This is a genomic window from Xanthomonas sp. F10 (assembly GCF_014206815.1).
Lineage (GTDB): Bacteria > Pseudomonadota > Gammaproteobacteria > Xanthomonadales > Xanthomonadaceae > Xanthomonas_A > Xanthomonas_A indica.
Genome location: NZ_JACHNP010000001.1, coordinates 2,609,281 through 2,634,419 on the forward strand (window position 1 = coordinate 2,609,281; position 25,139 = coordinate 2,634,419).

At 66.0% G+C, this 25,139-nt stretch carries 34 protein-coding genes; 3 read left to right on the plus strand and 31 right to left on the minus strand.

Annotated elements, in window-relative coordinates; genetic code table 11:
- Nucleotides 1-314 precede the first annotated feature (314 nt).
- On the plus strand, nucleotides 315-2,480 hold the full coding sequence (locus FHR56_RS11445; RefSeq protein ID WP_260400263.1) for a ricin-type beta-trefoil lectin domain protein: 2,166 nt from the start codon (nucleotides 315-317) through the stop codon (nucleotides 2,478-2,480).
- 87 nt (nucleotides 2,481-2,567) lie between these two features.
- Here the strand turns inward: FHR56_RS11445 and FHR56_RS11450 are convergent, their stop codons facing one another.
- Nucleotides 2,568-3,725 (minus strand): mechanosensitive ion channel domain-containing protein, encoded by a 1,158-nt coding sequence (locus FHR56_RS11450; RefSeq protein ID WP_184502558.1) that lies wholly within the window; start codon nucleotides 3,723-3,725, stop codon nucleotides 2,568-2,570.
- Nucleotides 3,726-3,996: 271 nt separating this feature from the next.
- The gene (locus tag FHR56_RS11455; RefSeq protein WP_184502559.1) at nucleotides 3,997-5,391 is read right to left on the minus strand and encodes a 3-deoxy-7-phosphoheptulonate synthase class II; all 1,395 of its coding nucleotides are present in this window, start codon (nucleotides 5,389-5,391) and stop codon (nucleotides 3,997-3,999) included.
- A 200-nt stretch (nucleotides 5,392-5,591) separates the two neighbouring features.
- Between FHR56_RS11455 and FHR56_RS11460 the strand changes: the two genes are divergently transcribed.
- Nucleotides 5,592-7,733, plus strand: coding sequence for a TonB-dependent receptor (locus FHR56_RS11460; protein WP_184502560.1), 2,142 nt, complete (start codon nucleotides 5,592-5,594; stop codon nucleotides 7,731-7,733).
- 277 nt (nucleotides 7,734-8,010) lie between these two features.
- Nucleotides 8,011-8,895, plus strand: a complete 885-nt coding sequence (locus tag FHR56_RS11465; protein WP_184502561.1) for a CocE/NonD family hydrolase — start codon at nucleotides 8,011-8,013, stop codon at nucleotides 8,893-8,895.
- Between the two features lie 165 nt (nucleotides 8,896-9,060).
- On the opposite strand, the gene FHR56_RS11470 is transcribed toward FHR56_RS11465, so the two are convergent.
- The 29 genes from FHR56_RS11470 to FHR56_RS11610 all read right to left on the minus strand — a co-directional run.
- Nucleotides 9,061-9,573, minus strand: a complete 513-nt coding sequence (locus tag FHR56_RS11470; RefSeq protein WP_184502562.1) for a disulfide bond formation protein B — start codon at nucleotides 9,571-9,573, stop codon at nucleotides 9,061-9,063.
- Between the two features lie 199 nt (nucleotides 9,574-9,772).
- Nucleotides 9,773-10,156, minus strand: coding sequence for a 50S ribosomal protein L17 (gene rplQ, locus FHR56_RS11475; RefSeq protein WP_010340456.1), 384 nt, complete (start codon nucleotides 10,154-10,156; stop codon nucleotides 9,773-9,775).
- Between the two features lie 200 nt (nucleotides 10,157-10,356).
- The gene (gene rpoA, locus FHR56_RS11480) at nucleotides 10,357-11,355 is read right to left on the minus strand and encodes a DNA-directed RNA polymerase subunit alpha (RefSeq protein WP_010340455.1); all 999 of its coding nucleotides are present in this window, start codon (nucleotides 11,353-11,355) and stop codon (nucleotides 10,357-10,359) included.
- A 50-nt stretch (nucleotides 11,356-11,405) separates the two neighbouring features.
- Entirely contained in the window at nucleotides 11,406-12,035 is a 630-nt protein-coding gene (rpsD, locus tag FHR56_RS11485; RefSeq protein ID WP_184502563.1) for a 30S ribosomal protein S4, read from the minus strand.
- A gap of 14 nt (nucleotides 12,036-12,049) precedes the next feature.
- A complete protein-coding gene (gene rpsK / locus FHR56_RS11490; protein ID WP_003470632.1) occupies nucleotides 12,050-12,442 on the minus strand; it encodes a 30S ribosomal protein S11 in 393 nt (130 codons plus the stop codon).
- Between the two features lie 9 nt (nucleotides 12,443-12,451).
- Nucleotides 12,452-12,808 (minus strand): 30S ribosomal protein S13, encoded by a 357-nt coding sequence (rpsM, locus tag FHR56_RS11495; RefSeq protein WP_010340453.1) that lies wholly within the window; start codon nucleotides 12,806-12,808, stop codon nucleotides 12,452-12,454.
- Nucleotides 12,809-13,146: 338 nt separating this feature from the next.
- Entirely contained in the window at nucleotides 13,147-14,517 is a 1,371-nt protein-coding gene (gene secY, locus FHR56_RS11500) for a preprotein translocase subunit SecY (RefSeq protein WP_184502564.1), read from the minus strand.
- 7 nt (nucleotides 14,518-14,524) lie between these two features.
- Entirely contained in the window at nucleotides 14,525-14,968 is a 444-nt protein-coding gene (gene rplO, locus FHR56_RS11505; RefSeq protein WP_184502565.1) for a 50S ribosomal protein L15, read from the minus strand.
- Nucleotides 14,969-14,974: 6 nt separating this feature from the next.
- Nucleotides 14,975-15,166: a 50S ribosomal protein L30 gene (gene rpmD / locus FHR56_RS11510; RefSeq protein ID WP_019796104.1), complete on the minus strand. Its 192-nt coding sequence runs from the start codon at nucleotides 15,164-15,166 to the stop codon at nucleotides 14,975-14,977.
- The gene (gene rpsE / locus FHR56_RS11515) at nucleotides 15,159-15,704 is read right to left on the minus strand and encodes a 30S ribosomal protein S5 (RefSeq protein WP_010340449.1); all 546 of its coding nucleotides are present in this window, start codon (nucleotides 15,702-15,704) and stop codon (nucleotides 15,159-15,161) included. The genes rpmD and rpsE overlap by 8 nt, the downstream gene beginning before the upstream one ends.
- Nucleotides 15,705-15,859: 155 nt before the next feature.
- On the minus strand, nucleotides 15,860-16,219 hold the full coding sequence (gene rplR, locus FHR56_RS11520; RefSeq protein ID WP_184502566.1) for a 50S ribosomal protein L18: 360 nt from the start codon (nucleotides 16,217-16,219) through the stop codon (nucleotides 15,860-15,862).
- Between the two features lie 87 nt (nucleotides 16,220-16,306).
- Nucleotides 16,307-16,834, minus strand: a complete 528-nt coding sequence (rplF, locus tag FHR56_RS11525; protein WP_017908703.1) for a 50S ribosomal protein L6 — start codon at nucleotides 16,832-16,834, stop codon at nucleotides 16,307-16,309.
- A 16-nt stretch (nucleotides 16,835-16,850) separates the two neighbouring features.
- Nucleotides 16,851-17,249 (minus strand): 30S ribosomal protein S8, encoded by a 399-nt coding sequence (rpsH, locus tag FHR56_RS11530; protein WP_010340446.1) that lies wholly within the window; start codon nucleotides 17,247-17,249, stop codon nucleotides 16,851-16,853.
- A 254-nt stretch (nucleotides 17,250-17,503) separates the two neighbouring features.
- Entirely contained in the window at nucleotides 17,504-17,809 is a 306-nt protein-coding gene (rpsN, locus tag FHR56_RS11535) for a 30S ribosomal protein S14 (RefSeq protein ID WP_010341607.1), read from the minus strand.
- A gap of 110 nt (nucleotides 17,810-17,919) precedes the next feature.
- Nucleotides 17,920-18,462: a 50S ribosomal protein L5 gene (gene rplE, locus FHR56_RS11540; protein ID WP_010341606.1), complete on the minus strand. Its 543-nt coding sequence runs from the start codon at nucleotides 18,460-18,462 to the stop codon at nucleotides 17,920-17,922.
- 11 nt (nucleotides 18,463-18,473) lie between these two features.
- A complete protein-coding gene (rplX, locus tag FHR56_RS11545) occupies nucleotides 18,474-18,791 on the minus strand; it encodes a 50S ribosomal protein L24 (RefSeq protein WP_010341604.1) in 318 nt (105 codons plus the stop codon).
- A gap of 15 nt (nucleotides 18,792-18,806) precedes the next feature.
- Nucleotides 18,807-19,175 (minus strand): 50S ribosomal protein L14, encoded by a 369-nt coding sequence (gene rplN, locus FHR56_RS11550; protein ID WP_003486699.1) that lies wholly within the window; start codon nucleotides 19,173-19,175, stop codon nucleotides 18,807-18,809.
- Between the two features lie 14 nt (nucleotides 19,176-19,189).
- Nucleotides 19,190-19,459, minus strand: coding sequence for a 30S ribosomal protein S17 (gene rpsQ / locus FHR56_RS11555; RefSeq protein WP_010341599.1), 270 nt, complete (start codon nucleotides 19,457-19,459; stop codon nucleotides 19,190-19,192).
- 11 nt (nucleotides 19,460-19,470) lie between these two features.
- The gene (rpmC, locus tag FHR56_RS11560) at nucleotides 19,471-19,656 is read right to left on the minus strand and encodes a 50S ribosomal protein L29 (protein ID WP_010341597.1); all 186 of its coding nucleotides are present in this window, start codon (nucleotides 19,654-19,656) and stop codon (nucleotides 19,471-19,473) included.
- Nucleotides 19,656-20,069 carry a 50S ribosomal protein L16 gene (gene rplP / locus FHR56_RS11565; protein WP_003470657.1) on the minus strand — a complete coding sequence of 138 codons (414 nt, stop codon included), beginning with the start codon at nucleotides 20,067-20,069 and terminating at the stop codon, nucleotides 19,656-19,658. The genes rpmC and rplP overlap by 1 nt, the downstream gene beginning before the upstream one ends.
- Nucleotides 20,070-20,074: 5 nt before the next feature.
- Nucleotides 20,075-20,809: a 30S ribosomal protein S3 gene (gene rpsC / locus FHR56_RS11570; RefSeq protein ID WP_010341595.1), complete on the minus strand. Its 735-nt coding sequence runs from the start codon at nucleotides 20,807-20,809 to the stop codon at nucleotides 20,075-20,077.
- A 17-nt stretch (nucleotides 20,810-20,826) separates the two neighbouring features.
- Nucleotides 20,827-21,162, minus strand: a complete 336-nt coding sequence (gene rplV, locus FHR56_RS11575) for a 50S ribosomal protein L22 (RefSeq protein WP_003470663.1) — start codon at nucleotides 21,160-21,162, stop codon at nucleotides 20,827-20,829.
- Between the two features lie 12 nt (nucleotides 21,163-21,174).
- A complete protein-coding gene (gene rpsS, locus FHR56_RS11580; RefSeq protein WP_010341594.1) occupies nucleotides 21,175-21,444 on the minus strand; it encodes a 30S ribosomal protein S19 in 270 nt (89 codons plus the stop codon).
- 6 nt (nucleotides 21,445-21,450) lie between these two features.
- On the minus strand, nucleotides 21,451-22,278 hold the full coding sequence (gene rplB, locus FHR56_RS11585) for a 50S ribosomal protein L2 (RefSeq protein WP_010341593.1): 828 nt from the start codon (nucleotides 22,276-22,278) through the stop codon (nucleotides 21,451-21,453).
- A gap of 10 nt (nucleotides 22,279-22,288) precedes the next feature.
- On the minus strand, nucleotides 22,289-22,588 hold the full coding sequence (gene rplW, locus FHR56_RS11590; protein WP_019796624.1) for a 50S ribosomal protein L23: 300 nt from the start codon (nucleotides 22,586-22,588) through the stop codon (nucleotides 22,289-22,291).
- Nucleotides 22,585-23,190, minus strand: coding sequence for a 50S ribosomal protein L4 (gene rplD / locus FHR56_RS11595; RefSeq protein WP_010341591.1), 606 nt, complete (start codon nucleotides 23,188-23,190; stop codon nucleotides 22,585-22,587). The genes rplW and rplD overlap by 4 nt, the downstream gene beginning before the upstream one ends.
- 12 nt (nucleotides 23,191-23,202) lie before the next feature.
- A complete protein-coding gene (rplC, locus tag FHR56_RS11600) occupies nucleotides 23,203-23,853 on the minus strand; it encodes a 50S ribosomal protein L3 (RefSeq protein WP_184502567.1) in 651 nt (216 codons plus the stop codon).
- 11 nt (nucleotides 23,854-23,864) lie between these two features.
- Nucleotides 23,865-24,176, minus strand: coding sequence for a 30S ribosomal protein S10 (gene rpsJ, locus FHR56_RS11605; protein ID WP_010341589.1), 312 nt, complete (start codon nucleotides 24,174-24,176; stop codon nucleotides 23,865-23,867).
- Nucleotides 24,177-24,665: 489 nt separating this feature from the next.
- On the minus strand, nucleotides 24,666-25,139 hold a 474-nt coding region (locus FHR56_RS11610; RefSeq protein WP_184502568.1), incomplete at its 5' end, for an EF-Tu/IF-2/RF-3 family GTPase.

A 25,139-nucleotide genomic window follows, 5' to 3' on the forward strand; every position in this document is an offset into this window, starting at 1 on the left:
CGTGACGCCCCCGACGTGCATCCACCTGATGACCGCCTCGCCACACCACGGGGTCGGCGGACATGCCGTTGGCGCCCCCTCCTGATGGGCAGACCGCATTGGCCGACACATGCCCACCAATGGATCTGTGATGTTCTCCACGGGACTTCTGGGCGCGCTCCCCGCAACGCGATTTCCCCCCGGCCACGACACGCAAATGTCTACAGAATTATCCACTTCGGTCGATTCTAACCCTTGACAAGTTCCGGGCGCCCCGGAAAAACGCGCCACTATCGATAGATAGGTGGCGGACAATCACCACAGGGGAATAGACGATGCAAATCGCGAAAGCGATGGGTTGGAGTGCGGCAGTGTTACTTTGCACTGGCCTGAGCGCCTGCGGGGGCGCTATCGATCACAAACACAGCGCAACCTCGGACGCCAAGCACGCGTCCGCTGCGGCCACCACTGCGCCGCCAATGGCCGCCGCTCAGCGCGCGTCCCTGTTCGACGCGAAGGACAGCGGCGCCCTGATCCGCTACACCAGCCTCACCCCGACCGGACACGACGGCGCCTTCGCCCTGTACCCCATCACCCTCAGCGAGGCGCACGCGATCAAGGCCAGCGTCGACGGCACGATGACGGTGCCCACACCGGACGGGAAAAACCTGCAGATCAGCTATCAGAGCCGGCGCGACGCCAGGCGCGGCATCTGGACGTGGGTCGGCCGGGTGGACGGCCAACCGATGGGCAACGAGACGGTCATCACTTTCGGCAAGGACGCGGTGTTTGGGTCGCTGGGCACCATCGATGGCATGACCTACCAGCTCACCACCATCGAGGGCAAGCCCTACATCATGGCGGCCGCCAGCGCCGACCTGCATTCCGCCGGCAGCCGCGCGGACGCGCGACGCCTGGCCGATTCGGCCGTCCAACTGCCTCCGGGCGACACCGCGCAGGGCTATATCGCCGGATACAGCAGCCTCGCGCAAGTCAATGCACAGGCCGGCAGCACCTCGACCAACACGATCGACGTGCTGCTCGGCTATACGCCCGGCTATCGGGACTACCGCGGCGGCATCACGGCGATCGACACCGTGCTCACCAATCTGGTGGAGACGGCGAACCAATCCTTCGCCAACGCCAACATCAATGTGCGCTACCGCCTGGTCGGGACCGTGCAGGTCGACTACCCCGACAACACACTGAACAACGGCACCCTCGACGAACTCACCGGCGTCAGCCAGGCGACCGCCGCAGCGCTGGTGCCGCTGCACGATGCCCGCGACCGGCTCGGCGCGGATATGGTCGGCCTCGTGCGACGCTTCAACAATTCCCAGCAGAGCTGTGGCGTCGCCTGGCAGTCCGGCGGCACCGATTCGCGCTGGGGCTACGCGGTGATCTCCGACGGCGTCGACGGTGGCTACTACTGCACCCGCGGCACCCTGGCCCACGAGTTCGGCCACCTCCTCGGCTCCGGCCACCAGCACGAAACCGGCCAGGAGCCGGGCTTCAATTTCGGCCACCGCAGCGACACCGGCAGCTTCCACACCACGATGGCTTACGCGGTCAATGGGCAGAGCGAGATCCTGGTGTATTCGTCACCGGCGATCAACACCTGCAACGGGCAAGCCTGTGGCGTGCCGGACCAGGCCGACAATGCCCGCGCCTTCCTCACCACGGTGCCCAATGTGGTCCAGTACCGGCCGACCGTGGTGCCGCTGGACGATTCCAGTTCGCCCGGACAGATCATGGGCCCGTCCGGCAAATGCCTCGACGTCAGGAATGGAGATACCAACGATGGTGCCTCGATGCAGGTCTGGGACTGCAACGGGTTCCGCCAGCAGAAGTGGTCGTTCAAGCGTGGCAGCCATAGCCTGCGCGGCGAGGGCACCGACAAGGTGCTCGATATCACCGGCGTGAGCAGCGCCAATGGGGCACCGCTCCAGCTCTATCAATCGTTGAGCACCTCGAACCAGGGCTGGTACTTCACCAATGCCTCGCTCATCGCCAGCGGCGGCAAGGTCCTGGACGTGGTGGCGCTCGGGTCGAACAACGGCGCGCGGCTGCAGCTCTGGGACAATCTCGGTGGCACCAACCAGCGCTGGTCGTACAGCCCCTCGACCGGCGAGATCCGGGTCTCGACCGGACGCTGCCTGGATGTCGCCGGTTTCGGCGTCACCGCCGGGACGCCGGTGCAACTCTGGGACTGCAACGGCACCAAGAACCAGCAATGGCAACTCGGCAAGAACGGCTCGATCGTGGGCTACGGCGGCAATTGCCTGGAGGCAGCGAACACTGCCCAAAACGGCGGCGCGCTGCGCATGATGGCGTGCACCGGCACCGCCACGCAGGCGTGGCGGATCCGCGGCCAGATCCGCAGCGAGTTGAACGGCAAATGCCTGGACGATTCGGCCGGCGGCATTCGCAACGGCGCCATCGTGCAGATGTGGGAATGCCTGGGCAACGTCAATCAGCTTTGGGAAGTGCAGCCGAACTGACGCGCCTGCCAACCTGGCAAGGCCGTCGCCGGCACCGCATCGGGTGCCGGCGACGTGCTGTTCGCGCCCCCTGCGTCGCGACGCCTCTTACCCAGTGCCGCGCTGCGCAGGAGCTGGCACGGCCGGCACGCCATCCTCGGCGCCAGGCGAACGCATCGCCTCCGAGTCGCTGGCGCGTACCGGCGGATGCGACAGCCGCACCGGCTCAGGCGCCACTTCCGCGCGCAGCAGCGGCAGCGCATAGGGATGCTCGCGCACCAGGAAGTCCAGCATGCGTTCGCGCACGATGCAGCGCAGGTCGAAGGCATCGCCGGAATTGCGTGCACTGACCAGCAGGCGCACCTGGATCGTGCGCTCGCTGGTGTCGGTCACCTGGGTCACGCAGACCCGCCCATCCCACAGCGGCTCGCTCTTGCAGATGCGCTCCAGTTCGGCGCGCACCTGCGCGATCGGCGTGCGGTAGTCCAGCCACAGGAACGCGGTGCCGAGCAGGTCGGCGCTGCTGCGCGTCCAGTTCTGGAACGGGTTCTCGATGAACCAGGTCAGCGGCACCACCATCCGCCGCTCGTCCCAGATCCGCACCACCACGTAGGAACTGCCGATCTCCTCGATGCGTCCCCACTCGCCTTCGACGATGACCACATCGTCGAGCCGGATCGGCTGGGTCAGCGCGATCTGCAGGCCGGCGATCAGGTTGCCGAACACCGGCTTGGCGGCGATACCGGCGACCAGGCCGATGATGCCGGCCGAGGCCAGCAGGGTGGTGCCGATCTGCCGCACCGCCGGGAAGGTCAGCAGCACGATCGAGGTGCCGACCAGGATGATCGTGCCCATCGCCACCCGCGCCAGCACCCGGGTCTGGGTCTGCACACGGCGCGCGGTGAGGTTGTCCGCCACCTCGATCGGATGGCTGCGCAGGATCGCCGTTTCCAGCGCCGCCACGCCGCGCACCAGCAGCCAGGTCACGCAGCCGATCATGCCGATGTGCAGCAGGTGCTGCAGGTCGGTCAGTGCCTTCTCGTCCAGCGGGGTGGATTCGAGCGCAAAGCTGAGCATCAGCATCGGCAGCAGGAAGGCGACCGGCACGCTGATCACGCGCACGATGCGCGCGCGCCGGTAGTCGCGGCCACGCATGCGCTGGGCGATGCGCAACAGCAGCCACCAGGCCAGAAAACCGAGAATCAGCGCGGCGCCGATCGGCAGCGTGTAGGCACGCCAGGGCACCCAGTGAAGATCGAGGGTCAAGATGCGCTCCTGTGTCGGGGGGAGGAGTCGCGATAGTCTGGCAGCGCAGGGATTAGCGCGATGTCGAGCGCGCGCAGCGCGGTGCCAGGCAAGGACAGCCGCAGCCGCAGCAGGCATCGACGCGTGTGCACGGGCTCCTGCAAAAAGTGGGACCGCAGCGCGATATCAGGCCGCCGTACGGCAACGCCTGCCGTCGGTACCTCCCGCGTGCCCCGTCCCCAACGCCAGCGCCGACGCGCACGCTGCGCGCCGGCGAACGGCGCCAACCCCGCTACGTGAGCGGCATGGCGACGGTGCGCCCGTTCTGCTTGCGCACGATCGCCATCGCGATCTCCAGCGACTGCTCGTAGTTCAGCCGCGGATCCACGCTGGAGCGGTAGGCGCGCTCCAGGTCGCGCTCGGTCAGTTCGCGCGCGCCGCCGGTGCACTCGGTGACGTCCTCGCCGGTCAGCTCCAGATGCACGCCGCCCAGGCGGGTACCGGCCGCGGCGTGGATGTCGAACGACTGCTCCACCTCGCCCAGGACGTTCTGGTAGCGCCGGGTCTTGTAGCCGTTGCTGGTGCTCTCGGTGTTGCCGTGCATCGCATCGCACACCCACAGCACGCGGCGGCCGTCGCGCTTCACCGCCTCCAGCAGCGGCGGCAGCTTCTCGGCGATCTGCGCCGCGCCCATGCGGTGGATGAAGGTCAGCCGGCCCGGCTCGTCCTCCGGATTGAGCACGTCGATCAGGCGCAGCAGTTGGTCCGGCTGCGCCGACGGACCGACCTTGATCGCGATCGGATTGCGGATGCCGCGGAAGTACTCCACGTGCGCGCCGTCCAGCGCCGCGGTGCGCATGCCGATCCACGGGTAGTGCGTGCTGAGGTTGAACCAGCCCCACTGCCGCGGTACTTCGCGGGTCAGTGCTTCCTCGTAGGGCAGCAGCAAGGCCTCGTGCGAGGTGTAGAAATCGACCCGGTTGAGGTTGTACAGCTGCGCGCCGGACAGGGTCTCCATGAAGCGCACCGCATCGCCGATCGAGCCCACCATCTTCTGGTAGTCCTCGGCCAGCGGCGAATAGCCGACCCAGCTCAGGTTCCAGTACTCGGGATGGTGCAGGTCGGCGAAGCCGCCGTCGATCAACGCACGCACAAAGTTCATGGTCATCGCCGAACGCGAGTGCGCGGTGATCATGCGCCGCGGATCCGGCACCCGCGCCTGCGCGGTGAACTCCGGGCCGTTGACCACGTCGCCGCGGTAGCTGGGCAGGGTCACGCCGTCACGGGTTTCGGTGTCGGCCGAGCGCGGCTTGGCGTATTGCCCGGCATAGCGGCCGACCCGCACCACCGGCAGGCGCAGGCCGTGCACCAGCACCAGGCTCATCTGCAGCAGCACCTTGAGCCGGTTGGAAATGGTGCCGGATTCGCAATCGCTGAAGTTCTCCGCGCAATCGCCGCCCTGCAGCAGGAAGCGCTTGCCTTCCTGCGCCTCGGCCAGCTGCTTCTTCAGCGCGAAGATCTCCCAGGAGGTGACCAGCGGCGGCAAGTGCCGCAGCTCCGCCAGCGCGGCCTCCAGTGCCTGCGGATCCGGATACACCGGCATCTGCAGCGCCGGCCGCTCGCGCCAACTGGCGGGTGACCAGGACGACGAGGCGGATTCGGACACGGCGGCGGCAGACAGATTCATGAAAGGACTCCTTGGCAGTGTGTGATGTTCGCAGAGCCGGGGCGCGCCGCATAGCGCCGCACGCCGGTCACGCTGGCAGCGCCGCGACATGAATGGCAAGCAACCCCGCGACGCCACCATGACTTCCGGCCTACGCCGGCGTTTTTGCGAAAGCACACTGTTATTAAGTAACAATTCCTCTTCCTTCGGTCCGCCTCGCCATGACACGTCGCCCCCTCTCCTCCGCCATCGCCCTGGTCCTGCTGGTCGCCCCGGGTCTCGCCCTCGCCGCAGACGCCGCCACCGACAGCACCGCTGCCGCCGAACCGACCGTCGATCTCGACCCGGTCACCGTCACCGCCAAGCTGGAAGCCGCGCGCAACGCGCTGTCGCCGGACATCGGCAGCAGCCAGTACGCGATCAGCGCCGAGGACATCGCCCGCCTGCCGCTGGGCGCCTCCACCCCGCTCAACCAGGTGCTGCTGCAGGCCCCGGGCGTGGTCCAGGATTCCTATGGCGGCGTGCACGTGCGCGGCGACCACGCCAACCTGCAGTACCGCATCAACGGCGTGATGATCCCCGAGTCCATCTCCGGCTTCGGCCAGACCCTGGACCCGCGCACGATCAAGAACATCCGCCTGCTCGACGGCGCACTGCCGGCGCAGTTCGGCGACCGCACCGCGGCGGTGGTCGACATCACCACCAAGAACGGCGTGGAACTGGGCAACGGCGGCAGCGTCGGCATCACCGGCGGCTCCTACGGCACGCTCAACCCCAACGCCTCGTGGTGGGGCAGCGACGGCCGCTTCAGCTGGTTCGCCAGCGGCAACTACCTGCAGAACCGCATCGGCATGGAAAACCCGACCGACAGCGACAACCCGATCCACGACAAGACCCACCAGGGCAAGGGCTTCGCCGATCTCAGCTACCTGCTGAACGAGAGCACCCGGCTCAGCCTGCTGGTCGGCTACGCCAACAACCGCTTCCAGATCCCCAACAACCCGGGGCAGACGCCGGCGTTCACCTACTTGGGCAACAACAGCTTCGATTCCGCGCAACTCGACGAGAACCAGCGCGAGAACACCCGCTTCGGCACCCTGGTGCTGCAAGGCGCACTGGGCGACACCAGCTACCAGCTGTCGGCCGGCCAGCGCTACAGCAGCGTCGCGTTCTCCCCGGACATCGCCGGCGACCTGATCTTCAACGGCATCGCCTCGCAGGTGCAGCGCGCCAACCGCGCCAGCACCCTGCAAGCCGACTTCTCCACGCCGTGGGGCGGCACGCACACCTTGCGCTATGGCGTGTACGGCAACTTCGAACACGCCAATGCCAGCAACAACGCCTACGTGTTCCCGGCCAACGACGACGGCAGCCAGAGCAGCGACGTGCCGCTGTTCATCCCCGACGCCAGCCGTTTCCACGCCAGCACCTACGCGGTGTACCTGCAGGACGAATGGCAGCCGAGCGACGCCTGGACCATCAACTACGGCGTGCGCGGCGACCGCTACAAGGCCTTCGGCACCACCGAGGGCCAGCTCAGCCCGCGCCTGGGCGTGGTCTGGCATGCCAGCGACAGCACCACCCTGCACGCTGGCTATGCGCGCTACTTCACCCCGCCGGCCACCGAACTGATCTCCACCAGCGACATCGCCCTGTACGACGGCACCACCAACCAGCAGTCGGCAGCAGGCGGCCCGACCAAGCCGCTGAGCGAGCGCAGCGACTACTACGACCTGGGCATCTCGCAGATGGTCGGCGACCACCTGACCCTGGGCCTGGACACCTACTACCGCAAGGCCGACCGCCTGCAGGACGAAGGCCAGTTCGGTGCCGCCTACGTCTATTCCACCTTCAACTACCGCTACGGCCGCATCCGCGGCGCCGAGTTCAGCGCCGACTACAGCAACGGCCCGATCAACGCCTACTTCAACGCGGCCTACAGCAAGGCCATGGGCAAGCGGGTGATGACCAGCCTGTACAACTTCGACCCGGACGCGCTGGCCTACGCCTACGACCACTGGATCCACCTGGACCACGACCAGAAGCTGACCTCCTCCGGCGGCATCAACTACGCCCTGGCCGACGACAGCCGCATCGGCGCCGACTACCTGTTCGGCAGCGGCCTGCGCACCGACGCCGACGGCGTGCCTAACGGCGGCGAGTTGCCGGCGTATTTCCAGCTCAACCTCAGCGCCGGCCACGACTTCGCCCTGGCCAGCAACCACCCGCTGCACGCGCAGCTCGCCGTGCTCAACGTGCTCGACCGCCACTACCAGTTGCGCGACGGCGGCGGCATCGGCGTGTTCGCGCCGCAGTGGGCGCCGCGCCGTGGCGTCTACCTGAGCCTGCAACAGGACTTCTGAGCAAGCCGCGGCGATGGCCTGCGGCGCACGGTCGTGCGCTGCAGGCGTCGTGGCAGAGCAGCGGTACCACGCCGCCGAATTCGCCACGATGCTGCGCCGCGATCGCAGGACGCGGCGGGTCCGGCCGCTTGCCGCGACCCGTCCGGCATTGCAGCGAAGCCGCGTGCCGCGTCGTGGCCGTGGCCTCGCCCAGCGAAGGCAGGTCCGCGACGGCCTGCCGATCGCAACGGACCGCCACGACGCGTTGCCGCGCATCCGTCCAGGCCAGGTCGCGCCCATGCTGAAACACCTGTTCGCCGCCGCCCTCGCGGCCGCCGTCCTCGCCCTCGCCGCACCGCCGCCGGCGCACGCCGCACGCGTCACGGACTTCCGGATGCCGGTGGTCGTGCAAGGCGTCGACTACGACCTGGCCGCCCGCGTGTATCGCCCCGCCGGCCCCGGTCCGTTCCCGCTGATCGTCATCCACCACGGCACGCCTGCAGACAAGCGCAAGCTCGCCGACACCCGCCTCGGCTTCGCCCGCGCCGCACGCTGGTTCGCCGCCCACGGCGACATGGTGGTGGTGGCGCTGCGGCCCGGCTACGGCAACTCCAGCGGCCGCTATCTGGAAGGCGCCGGCAACTGCCACGACGTCGATTTCGTCGTCGCCGGGCGCAAGATCGCCGCGGCGGAGGCGGCGATCATCGAGGCCGCCGCCCGCCTTCCCGGCGTGGATCCGCAGCGCATCGTCGTGGTCGGCCAATCCGCCGGCGGGCTCGGCGCGGTGGCGCTGGCCGATGCGCCGCCACCCGGTGTGCGCGGCGTCATCAGCTTCGCCGGCGGGCGCGGCAGCAACGGCAAGGAGGTCATCTGCGCCGGCGAGGATCGCCTGATCGAGGCGGAGAAGACCCTGGGCGCGGCCAACACGCTGCCGCAGCTATGGCTGTATGCCGAGAACGATCACTTCTTCCGGCGCGAACTGGCGCACCGCATGTATGCGGCCTACCGCGCCGGCTCGACGCCGCCGGTCGCCTTCGTCGATCTGCCGCCGTTCGGCGACGATGGCCACAAGACCTTCGGCCAGGCCGACCCGTCGGTCTGGGCCAGGCCGGTGGCCGCGTTCCTCGCCCAGGTCCTGTCGCCGGCCGCAGGCGCGCCGGCGCCGGCCAGCGCGTCGCGCTGACGCAGGCCCGCATCGCGCGATCAGCGGTGGAGCCGGCGGCCGGATCGGATGGAGAACGTGCGTGCGCGGTGGTGGGCGCGGGCTGCGCGGGCGCTGCCGCAGCGGCAGCCCAGCGGCGCCGCCAGGGCGGTCAGGCCGAGCGATCCGCGCGCAACAGGGGCACGCTCAGATCAGCGTGCGCCGGCGGCTCTTGAAGCCGGCATAGAGCGCGAACACGGCCAGCAGCACGAAACAGATCAGGCACCACATCGGCATCGACAGGCCGAGGAAGCGCCAGTCGATGTTGCCGCAATCGCCGGTGCCGGTCAGCACCCGGCGCAGCACCTCGAACGGTCCCAGGGTCTCGCGCAGGAAGCTCAGCGGCGGGCCGCAGGAGGCCATCGGGTCCGGGAACAACTGCACCGAGACGTGTTTGGTGGAGATGCCGGCGCCCACGAGCGCGGCCAGGAACGCCAGCACGCCATAGAGCTTGCGCCCGCCGGCGCTGCGCGGCCCGTGCAAGGCGCCGAGCAGGAACAGCACGCCCAGCGCGGCGAACGCGATGCGCTGGAAGATGCACAGCGGGCACGGCTCGATGCCCAGCTGCAGCTGCACGAAGATCGCATAGCCCAGCAAGCCGGCGCAGATCAGAAAGCCGAGCAGGAACTGCGCGCGGAAACCCCAGCGTAACGGATTCATCGGACTCGGACTCGCAGCGACGATCCGCGCATTATCCGCGATCGTGCGCCCCATCACCATGTGTCATGGCGCCAGTGGCAGTCGCTTTCCCGCACGCGACCACGCTCCACCAATCCCCAATCCCGACTCCCCGATCCCCGCCCCAAAAACAAAAAAGCCCGGACATGCCGGGCTCCTTGCTGCTGCAGGTGCGAACCGATTACTCGGCCACTTCCTCGGCCACGGCCGGGCGGTCGACCAGTTCGACGTACGCCATCGGCGCGTTGTCGCCGGCGCGGAAGCCGCACTTGAGGATGCGCAGGTAGCCACCCGGGCGCGCCTGGTAGCGCGGGCCCAGCGTGGTGAACAGGGTGCCCACGGCTTCCTTGTCGCGCAGGCGCGCAAAGGCCAGGCGGCGGTTGGCGACGTTGTCGACCTTGGCCAGGGTGATCAGCGGCTCGGCGACGCGGCGCAGTTCCTTGGCCTTCGGCAGGGTGGTCTTGATCAGCTCGTGCTTGATCAGCGACGCCGCCATGTTCTTGAACATCGCCTCGCGGTGGGCGCTGGTGCGGCTGAACTTGCGGCCGGATTTCTGGTGACGCATGGGTTGGGATTCCTATGGAAGAGTGGAACTGCTGGGGATCGCTGTCGCCGTCCTGGCGTTGAATGTGGACTGCGGATGGTCCGTGCCGGCCGTCCTTGACCGGGCGACGCCGCGGGCTTGGCGACCCGTCGACGTGGTGGTGCGGATGAAGCGGACAACGCGCGGCCGGTGCCTTGCGGCACCGGCCGGAGACGCAAGACTCAGCCGAGCATGCCGTGCTGGGCGACACCGGCCGGCGGCCAGTTCTCCAGCTTCATGCCGAGCGACAGGCCACGCTGGGCCAGCACTTCCTTGATCTCGGTGAGCGACTTCTTGCCCAGGTTCGGGGTCTTGAGCAGCTCGACCTCGGTCTTCTGGATCAGATCGCCGATGTAGTAGATGCTCTCGGCCTTCAAGCAGTTGGCCGAACGCACGGTCAGTTCCAGATCGTCGATCGGACGCAGCAGCACCGGATCCACGCCGTTGCTGGCCGGCTTGGCCGCGCCGCGGTCGCGATGGGTGAAGTCGCCGAACACCGACAGCTGGTCGCTGAGGATGTCGGCAGCGGTGCGCACGGCTTCCTCGGCGTCGATCGTGCCGTTGGTTTCGATGTCCAGGACCAGCTTGTCCAGGTCGGTGCGCTGTTCGACGCGGGCCGACTCGACCGCGTAGGCGACGCGGCGCACCGGCGAGAACGAGGCGTCCAGGACCAGGCGGCCGATGGTGCGGGTCTCTTCGTCCGGACGGCGACGCGCGGCGGCCGGCTGGTAGCCGAAGCCACGCTCGATCTTCAGACGCATGTTGATCGCCGTGTCCTTGGTCAGGTGGCAGATCACGTGGTCGTTGTTGAGGATCTCGACGTTGTGGTCGGTCTTGATGTCGGCGGCAGTGACCGTGCCCGGACCCTGCTTGGACAGCGACAGCGTGGCGCTGTCACCGGTATGCATGCGGATGGCCACGTCCTTGAGGTTCAGCAGGACTTCCAGCACGTCCTCCTGCAGCCCTTCGACCGTGGTGTACTCGTGCAGCACGCCGTCGATCTCGACTTCGGTGATCGCGAAGCCGGGAATCGAGGACAGCAGCACGCGACGCAGGGCGTTGCCCAGCGTATGCCCATACCCGCGCTCCAAGGGCTCGATCACGACCTTGGCGCGGTTGTCGGTAAGGCGTTCGATCTGCGGCCCGCGGGGGCGCAGAACCTGGTTGGCGGTAACCGTCATGTTGCGGGTTCTCCTGACGAGCCTCCGTGACCGGAGGCTCTCCGATGTGATTACTTCGAATACAACTCGACGATCAGCGCTTCGTTGATGTCGGCAGGCAGGTCCGCACGGTCCGGCACGGCCTTGAAGATGCCGCTGAACTTCTTCGAATCGACCTCGACCCAGGACGGGTTCAGGTCGTGCGTTTCGGCAACGCTCAGCGCTTCCTGCACGCGAAGCTGCTTCTGCGCCTTTTCCGACAGGGCGATCGCGTCGCCGGCCTTGACCTGGTACGAGGCCAGGTTCACCGACTTGCCGTTGACCAGCACGCCACGGTGCGACACCAGCTGGCGCGCGGCCGGACGGGTGACGGCGAAGCCCATGCGGTAGACGACGTTGTCCAGGCGGGTTTCCAGCAGCTGCAGCAGGTTCTCGCCGGTGTTGCCCTTCTTGGTCGAGGCCTTCTTGTAGTAGTTGCGGAACTGACGCTCCAGCAGGCCGTAGATACGCTTGACCTTCTGCTTTTCGCGCAGCTGGGTGGCGTAGTCGGACAGCTTGCCCTTGCGGGCGGTCGCGCCGTGCTGGCCGGGCTTCTGCTCCAGCTTGCACTTGGAGTCCAGCGCACGCGCCGGGCTCTTGAGGGAAAGATCGGCGCCTTCGCGGCGCGCGAGCTTACAGGTAGGACCGATATAACGAGCCATTTCTTATCGCTCCTTTAGACGCGACGCTTCTTCGGCGGACGGCACCCGTTGTGCGGGATCGGCGTCACGTCGATGATGTTGGTGATCTTGTATCCGACGTTGTTCAACGAACGGACGGCGGACTCGCGACCCGGACCCGGGCCCTTGATGCGCACTTCCAGCGACTTCACGCCGTAGTCGAGCGCAGCGCGCCCGGCCTTCTCGGCGGCCACCTGCGCCGCGAACGGCGTGGACTTGCGCGAACCGCGGAAACCGGCGCCACCGGAGGTCGCCCAGGACAACGCATTGCCCTGACGGTCGGTGATGGTCACGATGGTGTTGTTGAACGAAGCGTGGACGTGGGCGACACCGTCGGTGACGACGCGCTTGATCTTCTTCTTGGTCTTTGCTGCTGCGGGCTTAGCCATGTCGGTCCCTTACTTCTTGATCGCCTTGCGCGGACCCTTGCGGGTGCGGGCGTTGGTACGGGTGCGCTGACCGCGCAGGGGCAGGCCACGACGGTGACGCAGGCCGCGGTAGCAGCCCAGGTCCATCAGTCGCTTGATGGCGATGCCGATTTCGCGACGCAGGTCGCCTTCGACGATGTACTTGCCGACTTCGAGACGCAGGCGCTCGATTTCCGGCTCGGACAGGTCGCGGATCTTGGTGGTCGAGGTCACGCCTGCGGCTTCGCAGACCTTCTTCGAACGGGTACGGCCGATGCCGTAAATGCTTTGCAACCCGACCCAGACGTGCTTCTGGGCTGGCAGGTTGACGCCTGCAATACGCGCCATGACGCGGTTCTCCAACTGAGTGATGGCCCGACGGCGCACCACGGCGCCATCCGGCAGGATGGATCAAAAAGTGAACTTGTAAGTCTAGCAAGGTCTCGGGTTACATGGAAGCCCGCGGAACCTGAGGTTCCGCAAGCCCGGCATGGGGAGTGTGCCCATGCTCCGGCGCCGGACGTCGTTGGCGAGGCGATGGTTCCGCCTTGCCGCCCGCGCTACTCCAGCGCAGGACCACTACGTCTCACCCGCGCACGAGACCGCTGCACGGGCCGCCCTTCAAGTCGGAAGACTGCGCCCGGGAACCGGGGCGTCTTCGCGGAAGGATTCAAACAGTATAGCAATCAACCGCGGGCAAAACCGCCGCCGCGCGAGCCGCCCTTGAGGTTGGCCTTCTTCAACAGGCTTTCGTACTGGTGCGACATCAGGTGCGCCTGGATCTGCGCGATGAAGTCCATCACCACCACGACTGCGATCAGCAGCGAGGTGCCGCCGAAGTGGAACGAGGTGCCGAGCTGGGCACGCATCACTTCCGGCAGCAGACACACGATCACCAGGTACACCGAGCCGGCCGCGGTCAGGCGGGTCAGCACGCCGTCGACGTAGTCGGCGGTGGCCTTGCCCGGACGGATACCCGGGATCAGCGCGCCGGACTTCTTCAGGTTGTCGGCGGTTTCCTGCGAGTTGAACACCAGCGCCGTGTAGAAGAACGCGAAGCCGATGATCAGCGCGGCGAACACGATCATGTGCACCGGCTCGCCGGGGCCGAGCGCATTGGCGATGCGCTGCAGCACGCTGCCGAAGGTGCTGTTGGACGCAGCCTGCCCGGACCACATCGACAGCGTCGCCGGGAAGGCGAGAATGCTCGAGGCGAAGATCGGCGGGATCACGCCGGCCATGTTGAGCTTCAGCGGCAGGAACGAGGTCTGGTTCATGTACGCATTGCGGCCACCCTGGCGGCGTGCGTAGTTCACTGTGATCCGCCGCTGCCCGCGCTCCACGAACACCACGAACAGGGTGAAGGCGAGGATCGTCAACACGATCAGCAGCAGCGAGATGAAGCTCATGTTGCCGTCGCGGTAGGACTCCACGGTCTGGATCGCCGCCGCCGGCAGGCCGGCGACGATGCCGGCGAAGATGATCAGCGAAACGCCGTTGCCGATGCCGCGCTCGGTCACCTGCTCGCCGACCCACATCAGGAAGATGGTGCCGGCGGTCAACGCGATCACCGCGGTGAGCACGAAGCCCATGCCGGGAGCGTAGACGACCGGCGCGCCGCCCGGTGCGGTCTGGTTCTGCAGCGCCAGGGCGATGCTGCCGCCCTGCACTACCGCCAGCAGCACCGCGCCGATGCGCGAATACTGGGTGATCTTGCGCCGACCCGACTCGCCTTCCTTCTGCATCGCCTTCAGCGACGGGAAGATGTGCGTGGCCAGCTGGATCACGATCGATGCCGAGATGTACGGCATCACGTTCAGCGCGAAGATGCTGAAACGGTGCAGGGCGCCGCCCGAGAACATGTTGAACATGTCCACGATGCCGCCGCCCTGCGCCTGCATCAGCGCAAGCATGGCTTCGGGATTGACGCCCGGCACCGGCACATAGCAGCCGATGCGGTAGACGATCAATGCGCCGAGAACGAACAACAGGCGCTGACGAAGTTCAGTGAACTTGCCGAGCCCGCCGCCGAGGTTACCCATGCCAGCCTGCGCCATCTGTGTGTTACTCCTGCACGCTGCCGCCGGCAGCTTCGATTGCCGCCTTGGCACCGGCGGTCGCGGCGACGCCCTTCAGCACGAACGCCTTGGTCAGTTCGCCCTTCAGGACGACCTTGGCCTTCTTCGCGGTGCTCGGGACCATCTTCGCGGCGCGCAGCGCAGCGAAATCGATCTCGCCGGCCGGCAGGTTGTCGAGCTGGTAGGACAGCACCTCAGCGGTGTCCTTGGCCATCTTCGAACGGAAACCGATCTTCGGCAGACGGCGCTGCATGGGGGTCTGGCCACCTTCGAAGCCGGCCTTGATCTTGCCGCCGCCCTTACGCGCGAACGAACCCTTGTGGCCGCGGCCAGCGGTCTTGCCCAGGCCGGAACCGATGCCGCGACCGACGCGGGTGCGCTCGGTGCGCGCGCCCGGCGCGGGCTTCAGATCATTCAGATGCAAAGTCATGGTCGATTACTCCTCAACCTGGACGAGGTACTGAACCTTGTTGATCAGGCCGCGCACTTGCGGGCTGTCCTTCAGTTCGCGCACATCGTTGAGCTTGTTCAGGCCCAGGGCACGCACCGACAGGCGGTGACGCGACTGGGTACCACGCAGGCCGCGCACCAGGCGCACCTTGACGGTCTTGGCGGATTCATTAGCCATGGGTCAGATCCTCCACCTTCTTGCCGCGCTTGGCCGCGATGCGGGCCGGCGACTGCATGTCTTCCAGGCCGCGCAGGGTGGCGCGCACCAGGTTGATCGGGTTACGCGAACCGACGGCCTTGGCCAGCACGTTCTTCACGCCCACCGCTTCCAGCACGGCGCGCATCGCGCCGCCGGCGATCACGCCGGTACCTTCCGACGCCGGCATCATGAACACGCGCGCCGCGCCGTGGCCGGACTTCACCGGGTGCCACAGGGTGCCGTTGTTCAGATCGATGTTGAGCATGCCCTTGCGCGCATACTCCATCGACTTCTGGATCGCGACCGGCACTTCGCGCGCCTTGCCGTAACCGAAGCCGATCTTGCCGTTGCCGTCGCCGACCACGGTCAGCGCGGTGAAGGTGAACTGGCGACCGCCCTTGACCGTCTTGCTGACGCGGTTGACCGCGACCAGCTTCTCGATCATGCCGTCGTCGACTTTCTCTTCGCGGTTGCGGTCGCGATCACGACCCCGCGGTGCACGCTGTTCTTCAGCCATTGTGATGCCCTTGATAGAGGAAAAGATTTACGGCTTCGTTGCCGCTTGTGGTTGTGGTCTGGCGCCGTGTTCCCCGGGCGCGCACAGAAGGCGCGCCAAGGTCCGATGCAGCCCGCATCGGCAGGACGGGCGCGGCATTGCCGCACCCGCAAGGATCAGAACTGCAGGCCGCCTTCGCGCGCGGCGTCGGCCAGCGCCTTGATGCGGCCGTGGTAGCGGTAGCCCGAGCGGTCGAACGCGACCTTCTCGACGCCCGCGGCCTTGGCGCGCTCGGCGATCAGCTTGCCGACCTTGGCGGCGGCGTCGCTGTTCTTGCCGTTCTTCAGGCCGTCCTTGACGTCGGCCTGCAGGGTGTTCGCCGCGGCGAGCACCTTGGAGCCGTCGGCGGTGAAGACCTGCGCGTACAGGTGCTGGCCGGTGCGCAGCACCGACAGGCGGGCGACGCCGAGCTCGCGGATGTGGGCGCGGGTCGACTTGGCGCGACGCAGGCGGGCGGTGTTCTTGTTGATGGTCATATCTGTGTCCTACGGAAGCTGAAGGAAGCGAGGCGTTCGTGGGGAATCCGGCCTGGCGAGGCCGGACTCCTGGCGGAAGGACCTGGCTTAGGCCTTCTTGGCTTCCTTGCGAATGATGGCTTCACCGGCGTACTTCACACCCTTGCCCTTGTAGGGCTCCGGCGGACGGAAACCGCGGATCTTGGCGGCGACTTCGCCGACGCGCTGCTTGTCGGCGCCCTGCACCAGGATCTCGGTCTGGGTCGGAGCGGCCAGGGTGATGCCTTCCGGCGCGCTGAACACGATCGGGTGCGAGAAGCCGAGCGCCAGGCTCAGGTCCTTGCCCTGCATCGTGGCACGGTAGCCGACGCCCACCAGCTCGAGCTTGCGCTCGAAGCCCGCGGACACGCCCTGCACCATGTTCGCCAGGATGGCGCGGACGGTGCCGGTGATGGCGATGTGCGACGGATCGTTCGCCGACAGCGTGGCGACACCGTTTTCCTGCTTGATTTCGACGCCGGCCGGCTTCGGCAGCGACAGGGTGCCCTTCGGGCCCTTGACGCTGACCTGATCGGCCTGGACGGTGAGTTCGACGCCCTTCGGGAGGGAGATCGGCTTCTTGGCTACGCGGGACATGTGAGTGCTCCTTCCCTTAGGCCACGAAGCACAGGACTTCGCCACCGACGCCGGCCTGACGGGCCTGCGCATCGGTCATGATGCCCTTGGACGTGGAAATGATGGCAACGCCCAGACCGCCGAGAACCTTCGGCAGCTCGGTCTTGCCGCGATACTGGCGCAGACCCGAACGCGACACGCGCTTGAGCGTATCGATGACCGGGCGGCCCTCGAAATACTTCAGCACGATTTCCAGTTCGGACTTGTTGTTTTCGATCGCGTTGACCCGCAGATCGCTGATGTAGCCTTCGGCCTTCAGCACTTCCGCGATCGCAACCTTGATCTTGGAGGACGGCATCTTCACCGTCGGCTTGCCAACCGCGGCCGCATTCTTGATGCGGACCAGCAGGTCGGCGATGGGATCAGTCATGCTCATGGTGTCTACCTTTGAGTGCACCGATATCCGCTTTCGCGAAAATCTTGTGTGGTGGAGCGGTGGAATGACGCAGGGGGTGAAGCGGGCAACCACCGGAGGAACCCGCGGCGGCTGCCATACCCGTCCCTGCCGCGAGGCAAGGAGCGGGAGTATACGACAAAAAGTCCGACTTGCGTCGGACTCGTTGTCTGAACGACACGCGGGCGGTTAGACCGCCCTGCCCGGCCCCGCGGACGGGACCGGCGCCGCTGGAATTACCAGCTGGCCTTACGCAGGCCCGGAACGTCGCCGTTCATGGTCGCCTTGCGCAGCATGTTGCGGCCCAGGCCGAACTTGCCGTACACGCCACGCGGGCGGCCGGACAGTTCGCAACGGGTACGCTGGCGGCTCGGCGACGAATCGCGCGGCAGCTTCTGCAGCTTGGTCACGGCCTCGGCCTTCTCGTCGTACGAGGCGGTGCCGGAGGCGATGATCTTCTTCAGCGCATCACGCTTGTCGGCGAACTTCTTCGCCAGCTTCTTGCGCTTGATGTCGCGGTTGACCATGGAGGTCTTTGCCATCTGTAAATCCTCGGGATTCGAGAGTAGGGATTGGAGATTTCCAGAATCCGGGATGTGACGGGCACAGCGCCCTTCCATCCCGAATCCCGAATCCCGAATCCCGGCGTCAATCAGTTACGGAACGGGAACTTGAACGCTTCGAGCAGCGCCTTGGCTTCGGCGTCGGTCTTGGCGGTGGTGGTGATGGCGATATCCATACCGCGGATCGCGTCGACGGCGTCGAAGTCGATTTCCGGGAAGATGATCTGCTCCTTCACGCCCATGTTGAAGTTGCCGCGGCCGTCGAACGAACGCCCGGAGACACCACGGAAGTCGCGCACGCGCGGCAGCGAGATGTTGATCAGGCGGTCCAGGAACTCGTACATCTTGGCGCGACGCAGCGTGGTCTTGCAGCCGATCGGCCAGCCATCGCGGATCTTGAACGAGGCCACCGAGATGCGCGACTTGGTCACCACCGGCTTCTGGCCGGAGACCTTGGCCATGTCGGCGACGGCGTTTTCCAGGATCTTCTTGTTCGTCGCGGCTTCGCCCACGCCCATGTTCAGCGTGACCTTGACCAGCTTCGGCACTTCCATCGGATTGGTGTAACCGAACTTCTTCATCAGAGCCGGTACCACTTCTTCCTTGTAGATCTTTTCGAGACGGGAAGTCATTGTGTCATTCCTCAGGCGTCGAGCGCCTCACCGCTGGAGCGGAACACACGCAGTTTGCGTCCATCCTCCAGCACCTTGAAGCCAACGCGGTCGCCCTTGCCCGTCGCCGGGTTGAGGATCGCAACGTTGGAAATATGGATCGACGCTTCGCGCTCGACCACGCCGCCGGCGACGCCCGCCTGCGGGTTCGGCTTGGTGTGGCGCTTGACGATGTTCGCGTTGGAGACGACCACGCGGTCGCCGTCGACGCGGACGACCTCGCCCTGCTTGCCCTTGTCCTTGCCGGTGGTGACGACGACCTGGTCGCCCTTCTTGATACGGTTAGCCATGTGTATGTCCTCCGCTCACAGCACTTCGGGAGCGAGCGAGACGATCTTCATGAACTTCTCGGAACGCAGCTCGCGGGTCACAGGCCCGAAGATGCGCGTACCGATCGGCTCCTGCTTGTTGTTGAGCAACACCGCGGCGTTGCCATCGAAGCGGATCAGCGAACCGTCCGGACGACGCACGCCCTTGCGGGTACGCACGACGACGGCGTCGTAGACTTCGCCCTTCTTGACCTTGCCGCGCGGGATCGCGTCCTTGACGGTGACCTTGATGATGTCGCCAATGTGCGCGTAGCGGCGCTTGGAGCCGCCGAGCACCTTGATGCACATCACTTCCTTGGCACCGGAATTGTCGGCGACGTCGAGGTAGCTCTGCATCTGGATCATGATTCAGATCTCCCTTATTCGGCCGCGCGGGTGACGATTTCCACCACCCGCCAGTTCTTGGTCTTGGACATCGGCGCAATCTCGGTCACGCGCACGACATCGCCTTCGTTGCAGGCGTTGTCGGCGTCGTGGGCATGGAGCTTGGTCGAGCGCTTGATGTACTTGCCGTACAGCGCATGCTTGACCTGACGCTCCACCAGCACGGTGACGGTCTTGTCCATCTTGTTGCTGACCACACGGCCTTCGACCGTGCGCAGCGTCTTGCTTTCGTTATTGTCGCTCATCGCGGCCATCCTTACTTCGTGCTGCCGAGCAGGTGCTTGACGCGAGCGATCTCGCGGCGCACCCGGCGGGTTTCGTGAGTCTTCGGCAGCTGCCCGGTGACCTGCTGCATGCGCAGGGCGAACTGCTCCTTGCGCAGATCGGTCAGGTGGGCCTTCAGATCGTCGGCCGACTTCTCGCGGAGTTGTTTGATGTCCATCAGCGTACCGTCCGGGTCACGAAGGTGGTGGTCACCGAAAGCTTGGCAGCGGCCAGGCGGAACGCCTCGCGCGCGACATCTTCGCCGACGCCTTCGATTTCATAGATCATGCGACCGGGCTGGATCTGGGCGACCCAGTACTCGACGTTACCCTTACCGGAGCCCATTCGCACTTCGATCGGCTTCTTGGTGATCGGCTTGTCCGGGAACACGCGGATCCACATCTTGCCGCCGCGCTTGACGTAGCGGCTGATCGAGCGGCGCGCCGCTTCGATCTGGCGCGCGGTCAGCTGACCGTGCGCCGTGGCCTTCAGCCCGTACTCGCCGAAGCTGACGGCGTTTCCGCTCCACGCCAGGCCGTCGTTACGACCCTTGTGCATCTTGCGGTATTTGGTTCGCTTGGGTTGCAACATTGCCGTTACCTCGCTTCACGGGCCGGACGCGACGGACGGTCGCCACGGTCGCCGCGATCGTTACGATCGTTGCGCGGGGAATCGTCCTGCTTTTCCTGGCCAACCTGGGAGAAATCGAAGATCTCGCCCTTGTAGATCCAGACCTTGATGCCGATGATGCCGTAGGTCGTCTTGGCTTCGGCGAAGCCGTAGTCAATGTCGGCACGCAGCGTGTGCAGCGGCACGCGGCCCTCGCGGTACCACTCGGAACGGGCGATTTCCGCACCGTTCAGACGGCCGGCGACGTTGACCTTGATGCCCAGGGCACCCAGGCGCATCGCATTGCCGACCGAGCGCTTCATCGCGCGGCGGAACATGATGCGACGCTCCAGCTGCTGCGCGATCGACTCGGCGACCAGCTGCGCGTCCAGCTCCGGCTTGCGCACTTCGGTGACGTTGATGTGGGCGGGGACGCCCATCATCTCGCTCACTTCCTTGCGCAGCTTCTCGATGTCCTCACCGCGCTTGCCGATCACCACGCCCGGGCGGGCGGTGTGGATCGTCACGCGCGCGGTCTTGGCCGGACGCTCGATCAGGATCTTGCTGATGCCCGCCTGCGCCAGCTTCTTGCGCAGCATTTCGCGGACCTTGAGGTCGGCTGCCAGGTAACCGGCGAACTCGGCCTTGTTGGCGTACCACTTGGAATTCCAGTCCTTGGCGATACCCAGGCGGATTCCGATCGGATGAACTTTATGACCCATCGTCTTTTCCTTTCCGCTTACTTGGCGGCGCCCACAACCACAGTGATGTGGCTGGTGCGCTTGAGGATGCGGGTACCGCGGCCTTTCGCCCGCGCCATGAAACGCTTCAGGGTCGGACCTTCATCAACCATGATGGTCTTGACCTTCAGCTCGTCGACATCCGCGCCTTGATTGTTCTCGGCATTGGCGATCGCCGACTCCACCACCTTCTTGATCAGGTGGGCAGCCTTCTTGTCCGAGAACTTCAGCAGGTTGACCGCCCGCTCGGCGGAAAGACCACGGACCTGGTCAGCGACCAGGCGGGCCTTCTGCGGGGAGATGCGCGCGGTGCGCAGGATTGCTTTCGCTTCCATCGTCATCTCTCCTTACCGGCCCGACTTCTTGTCGCCACCGTGACCCTTGAAGGTCCGGGTGACGGCAAATTCGCCGAGCTTGTGGCCGACCATGTTCTCGTTGACCAGCACCGGAACGTGGTTCTTGCCGTTATGCACGGCGATGGTGAAACCCACCATCTCCGGCAGGATCATCGAACGACGCGACCAGGTCTTGATCGGACGCTTGCTACCGGCCGCGGCCTCCACCTTCTTGACGAGGTGGTGATCGACGAACGGGCCCTTCTTGAGTGAACGTGCCATGGTCGATTAGCCCCTACGATCGCGGACGATGAATTGTTCGGTGCGCTTGTTATGGCGCGTCTTGTAACCCTTGGTCGGGACACCCCACGGGGTGACCGGATGCGGATTACCCTGACCGGCCTTCGCCTCACCACCACCGTGCGGGTGGTCGACCGGGTTCATGGCCGCACCGCGAACGGTCGGACGCACGCCGCGCCAACGCTTGGCGCCCGCCTTGCCCAGCTTCTCGAGGTTGTGCTCGTCGTTGCCGACTTCGCCGATGGTGGCGCGGCACTCGGACGGCACCTTGCGCATTTCGCCGGAGCGCAGACGCAGGGTGGCGTAGATGCCTTCACGCGCGACCAGCTGCACCGCGGCACCGGCGGCACGCGCAATCTGCGCGCCCTTGCCCGGCTTCAGCTCGATCCCGTGGACGGTGGTACCGACCGGGATGTTGCGCAGCGGCAGGGTGTTGCCGGTCTTGATCGGCGCATCCGAACCCGCGATCACCTGGTCGCCGGCCTTCAGGCCCTTCGGCGCGATGATGTAGCGGCGCTCGCCGTCGGCGTAGCACAGCAGGGCGATATGGGCGGTGCGGTTGGGATCGTATTCGATCCGCTCCACGCGCGCCGGGATACCTTCCTTGTTGCGCTTGAAGTCGATGACGCGGTAGTGCTGCTTGTGGCCACCGCCGACGTGGCGGGTGGTGATGCGGCCGTGGTGGTTACGACCACCGGACTTGCTCTGCTTTTCCACCAGCGCAGCGTGCGGGGCGCCCTTGTGCAGATCGGGCGTGACCACGCGCACGGCCGAACGACGGCCTGCGGAGGTGGGCTTGAATTTCATCAATGGCATGGGATGTACCTCAGGCCTTGGCCGTTACGTCGATGGACTGGCCTTCGGCCAGACGCACGTACGCCTTGCGCCAATCGCCGCGACGACCGCTGCGCGAACGGAAGGACTTGTTCTTGCCCTTGACGTTCAACACATTGACCGACTCGACCTTGACGTCGAACAGCTGCTCGACCGCGGCCTTGACATCGGCCTTGGTGGCTTCGTTCGAAATCTCGAAGACGTACTGATTGGTGAGTTCCTGCAGGCGCGCGGTCTTTTCCGAGACACGCGGAGCGCGCAGCACGCTGAAGATTTTTTCGTTGCTGCTCATGCCAGCCACTCCTCGACCTTCTTGACCGCATCGGCGGTGATCACGACCGTGTCGGCCCCGACCAGCGACACCGGATCCAGGCCCTGCACGTCACGCACCTCCACGTAGGGAAGGTTGCGGGCCGACAGGTACAGATGCTCGGAGGCTTCTTCGGTCACGATCAGCGGGCGCTTGCCCACTTCCAGACCCTTCAGCTTCTCGACCAGGCCCTTGGTCTTGCTGGCCTCGACGTCGAACGCGTCGACGACCATCAGGCGGCCCTGGCGGTTCAGTTCCGAGAGGATCGCGCAGATGGCCGCGCGGTACATCTTGCGGTTGACCTTCTGCTCGAAGCTGCGCGGCTTGGCCGCGAAGGTCACGCCACCGCCGACGAAGATCGGAGCGGTCAGCGCGCCGTGGCGAGCGCCACCGCCCTTCTGCTTCTTCGACTTCTTGGTGGTGCCGTTGACTTCCGAACGCGTCTTCTGCGCCTTGGTGCCGGCGCGGCCGGCGTTGCGATAGGCGACGACGACCTGGTGAACCAGATCCTCGCTGAAATCGCGGCCGAACACGGCGTCGGAGACCGAGACCTTGTTGTTGCTACCCGTGATAACGAGTTCCATCGTCATCTCTCCTTATGCCTTGCTAGCCGGACGCACGATCACGTCGCCACCGGCAGCGCCAGGCACAGCGCCGCGGATGGCGATCAGGCCACGCTCGACGTCGACCTTGACCACTTCCAGATTCTGCGTGCTCTGCTGCACCGCGCCCATGTGGCCGGACATCTTCTTGCCCGGGAAAACGCGACCCGGGGTCTGGCGCTGACCCAGCGAACCCGGCGCGCGATGCGACAGCGAGTTACCGTGGGTAGCATCGCCCATGCGGAAGTTGTGCCGCTTGATGGTGCCCTGGAAGCCCTTACCCTTGGTGACGCCCTGGACGTCGACCTTCTGGCCGACGGCGAAGATGTCCGCCTTGATTTCGCCGCCGACGGCGAAATCGCCCAGCTGCGCGTCCTCGACGCGGAATTCCCACAGGCCGCGACCCGCTTCGACCTTCGCCTTGGCGAAATGGCCGGCAGCCGGCTTGTTGACCAGCGCGGCGCGACGGGCGCCCACGGTGATCTGCACAGCGCTGTAGCCGTCGGCTTCGACGGTCTTGAGCTGGGTGATGCGGTTCGGGGTCGCTTCGATCAGGGTGACCGGGATGGAGCGGCCGTCTTCGGTGAAGACGCGGCTCATGCCGGCCTTGCGGCCCACGAAGCCCAACGAATACTTCTTCGTCATGGTCGTAGTCCTCAGGTCAACTTGATCTGGACATCGACGCCAGCCGCGAGTTCGAGCTTCATCAGCGCGTCCACGGTCTTGTCGTTGGGGTCGACGATGTCGAGCACGCGCTTGTGCGTGCGGGTCTCGTACTGGTCGCGCGCGTCCTTGTCGACGTGCGGGGAAACGAGGATGGTGTAGCGTTCGATCTTGGTCGGCAGCGGGATCGGGCCACGCACTTGCGCGCCGGTCCGCTTGGCCGTCTCGACGATCTCGCTGGCCGAACGGTCGATCAAACGATGATCGAACGCCTTCAGCCGAATCCGGATCTTTTGGTCCGCCATGACGGTGGGTTCCTTCGTTAAAAGAGCGACGGGCAAGGCCTCTGGGATACCTGCCCCGGTTGTTTCCTGAAGTCGTACCGCAGAGCATCCGGCTCGGCGGGGGCATTCCTCCGCCCCAAAAACTGGGGCAGACCAGTCGACCCGGCCTGCCCAGACGGAAAAGTATAATGCGCAGCTAGAGCAGCGTCAACAACCCGGGGTTGTTGAGTGCTCCATGCGACGCGACCTTCCCGGTCCTGCGAACACGAGCGGCGTCCTGCCTCTCTTTTCGCTGTCTTGCCGGCGCCCTACCCAGGAACGCCGAGCCGCGCATTATAGCGACCACCCTGCCCGGCCGCAACACCCTGGACGAGAAAAGCGCGTGAAGCGCGGCAGCGCCTGCACCGATGCCGGAAACGACGAAGGGCCGGCTTGCGCCGACCCTTCGCGATGCCGGCGACCGCAGTCGCTGGCGATTCCAACACCGGCGGCCTTGGCCGCCGGAGGGCATTACTTGATGATCTTGGCCACCACGCCGGCGCCGACGGTACGGCCGCCTTCGCGGATCGCGAAGCGCAGGCCTTCGTCCATCGCCACCGGGTTGATCAGCGTCACCACCATCTTGACGTTGTCGCCCGGCATCACCATTTCCACGCCTTCCGGCAGCTGCACCGCACCGGTGATGTCGGTGGTGCGGAAGTAGAACTGCGGACGGTAGCCCTTGAAGAACGGGGTGTGACGGCCGCCCTCGTCCTTCGACAGCACGTACACTTCGGCTTCGAAGTCGGTGTGCGGCTTGATCGAACCCGGCTTGCACAGCACCTGGCCGCGCTCCACGTCGTCACGCTTGGTGCCGCGCAGCAGCAGGCCCGCGTTGTCGCCCGCCTGGCCCTGATCCAGCAGCTTGCGGAACATTTCCACGCCGGTCACGGTGGTCTTCTGCGTGGCACGGATGCCGACGATTTCGATTTCGTCGCCCACCTT

Excerpts from the sequence above, each read along its gene's own strand:
- FHR56_RS11445 (WP_260400263.1), top strand. The coding sequence starts at position 315 with ATGCAAATCGCGAAAGCGATGGGTTGGAGTGCGGCAGTGTTACTTTGC.
- FHR56_RS11455 (WP_184502559.1), bottom strand. The coding sequence starts at position 5,391 with ATGAATCTGTCTGCCGCCGCCGTGTCCGAATCCGCCTCGTCGTCCTGG.
- FHR56_RS11460 (WP_184502560.1), top strand. The coding sequence starts at position 5,592 with ATGACACGTCGCCCCCTCTCCTCCGCCATCGCCCTGGTCCTGCTGGTC.
- FHR56_RS11465 (WP_184502561.1), top strand. The coding sequence starts at position 8,011 with ATGCTGAAACACCTGTTCGCCGCCGCCCTCGCGGCCGCCGTCCTCGCC.
- FHR56_RS11470 (WP_184502562.1), bottom strand. The coding sequence starts at position 9,573 with ATGAATCCGTTACGCTGGGGTTTCCGCGCGCAGTTCCTGCTCGGCTTT.
- rplQ (WP_010340456.1), bottom strand. The coding sequence starts at position 10,156 with ATGCGTCACCAGAAATCCGGCCGCAAGTTCAGCCGCACCAGCGCCCAC.
- rpoA (WP_010340455.1), bottom strand. The coding sequence starts at position 11,355 with ATGACGGTTACCGCCAACCAGGTTCTGCGCCCCCGCGGGCCGCAGATC.
- rpsD (WP_184502563.1), bottom strand. The coding sequence starts at position 12,035 with ATGGCTCGTTATATCGGTCCTACCTGTAAGCTCGCGCGCCGCGAAGGC.
- rpsK (WP_003470632.1), bottom strand. The coding sequence starts at position 12,442 with ATGGCTAAGCCCGCAGCAGCAAAGACCAAGAAGAAGATCAAGCGCGTC.
- rpsM (WP_010340453.1), bottom strand. The coding sequence starts at position 12,808 with ATGGCGCGTATTGCAGGCGTCAACCTGCCAGCCCAGAAGCACGTCTGG.
- secY (WP_184502564.1), bottom strand. The coding sequence starts at position 14,517 with ATGGCGCAGGCTGGCATGGGTAACCTCGGCGGCGGGCTCGGCAAGTTC.
- rplO (WP_184502565.1), bottom strand. The coding sequence starts at position 14,968 with ATGACTTTGCATCTGAATGATCTGAAGCCCGCGCCGGGCGCGCGCACC.
- rpmD (WP_019796104.1), bottom strand. The coding sequence starts at position 15,166 with ATGGCTAATGAATCCGCCAAGACCGTCAAGGTGCGCCTGGTGCGCGGC.
- rpsE (WP_010340449.1), bottom strand. The coding sequence starts at position 15,704 with ATGGCTGAAGAACAGCGTGCACCGCGGGGTCGTGATCGCGACCGCAAC.
- rplR (WP_184502566.1), bottom strand. The coding sequence starts at position 16,219 with ATGACCATCAACAAGAACACCGCCCGCCTGCGTCGCGCCAAGTCGACC.
- rplF (WP_017908703.1), bottom strand. The coding sequence starts at position 16,834 with ATGTCCCGCGTAGCCAAGAAGCCGATCTCCCTCCCGAAGGGCGTCGAA.
- rpsH (WP_010340446.1), bottom strand. The coding sequence starts at position 17,249 with ATGAGCATGACTGATCCCATCGCCGACCTGCTGGTCCGCATCAAGAAT.
- rpsN (WP_010341607.1), bottom strand. The coding sequence starts at position 17,809 with ATGGCAAAGACCTCCATGGTCAACCGCGACATCAAGCGCAAGAAGCTG.
- rplE (WP_010341606.1), bottom strand. The coding sequence starts at position 18,462 with ATGACTTCCCGTCTCGAAAAGATCTACAAGGAAGAAGTGGTACCGGCT.
- rplX (WP_010341604.1), bottom strand. The coding sequence starts at position 18,791 with ATGGCTAACCGTATCAAGAAGGGCGACCAGGTCGTCGTCACCACCGGC.
- rplN (WP_003486699.1), bottom strand. The coding sequence starts at position 19,175 with ATGATCCAGATGCAGAGCTACCTCGACGTCGCCGACAATTCCGGTGCC.
- rpsQ (WP_010341599.1), bottom strand. The coding sequence starts at position 19,459 with ATGAGCGACAATAACGAAAGCAAGACGCTGCGCACGGTCGAAGGCCGT.
- rpmC (WP_010341597.1), bottom strand. The coding sequence starts at position 19,656 with ATGGACATCAAACAACTCCGCGAGAAGTCGGCCGACGATCTGAAGGCC.
- rplP (WP_003470657.1), bottom strand. The coding sequence starts at position 20,069 with ATGTTGCAACCCAAGCGAACCAAATACCGCAAGATGCACAAGGGTCGT.
- rpsC (WP_010341595.1), bottom strand. The coding sequence starts at position 20,809 with ATGGGTCATAAAGTTCATCCGATCGGAATCCGCCTGGGTATCGCCAAG.
- rplV (WP_003470663.1), bottom strand. The coding sequence starts at position 21,162 with ATGGAAGCGAAAGCAATCCTGCGCACCGCGCGCATCTCCCCGCAGAAG.
- rpsS (WP_010341594.1), bottom strand. The coding sequence starts at position 21,444 with ATGGCACGTTCACTCAAGAAGGGCCCGTTCGTCGATCACCACCTCGTC.
- rplB (WP_010341593.1), bottom strand. The coding sequence starts at position 22,278 with ATGCCATTGATGAAATTCAAGCCCACCTCCGCAGGCCGTCGTTCGGCC.
- rplW (WP_019796624.1), bottom strand. The coding sequence starts at position 22,588 with ATGAGCAGCAACGAAAAAATCTTCAGCGTGCTGCGCGCTCCGCGTGTC.
- rplD (WP_010341591.1), bottom strand. The coding sequence starts at position 23,190 with ATGGAACTCGTTATCACGGGTAGCAACAACAAGGTCTCGGTCTCCGAC.
- rplC (WP_184502567.1), bottom strand. The coding sequence starts at position 23,853 with ATGACGAAGAAGTATTCGTTGGGCTTCGTGGGCCGCAAGGCCGGCATG.
- rpsJ (WP_010341589.1), bottom strand. The coding sequence starts at position 24,176 with ATGGCGGACCAAAAGATCCGGATTCGGCTGAAGGCGTTCGATCATCGT.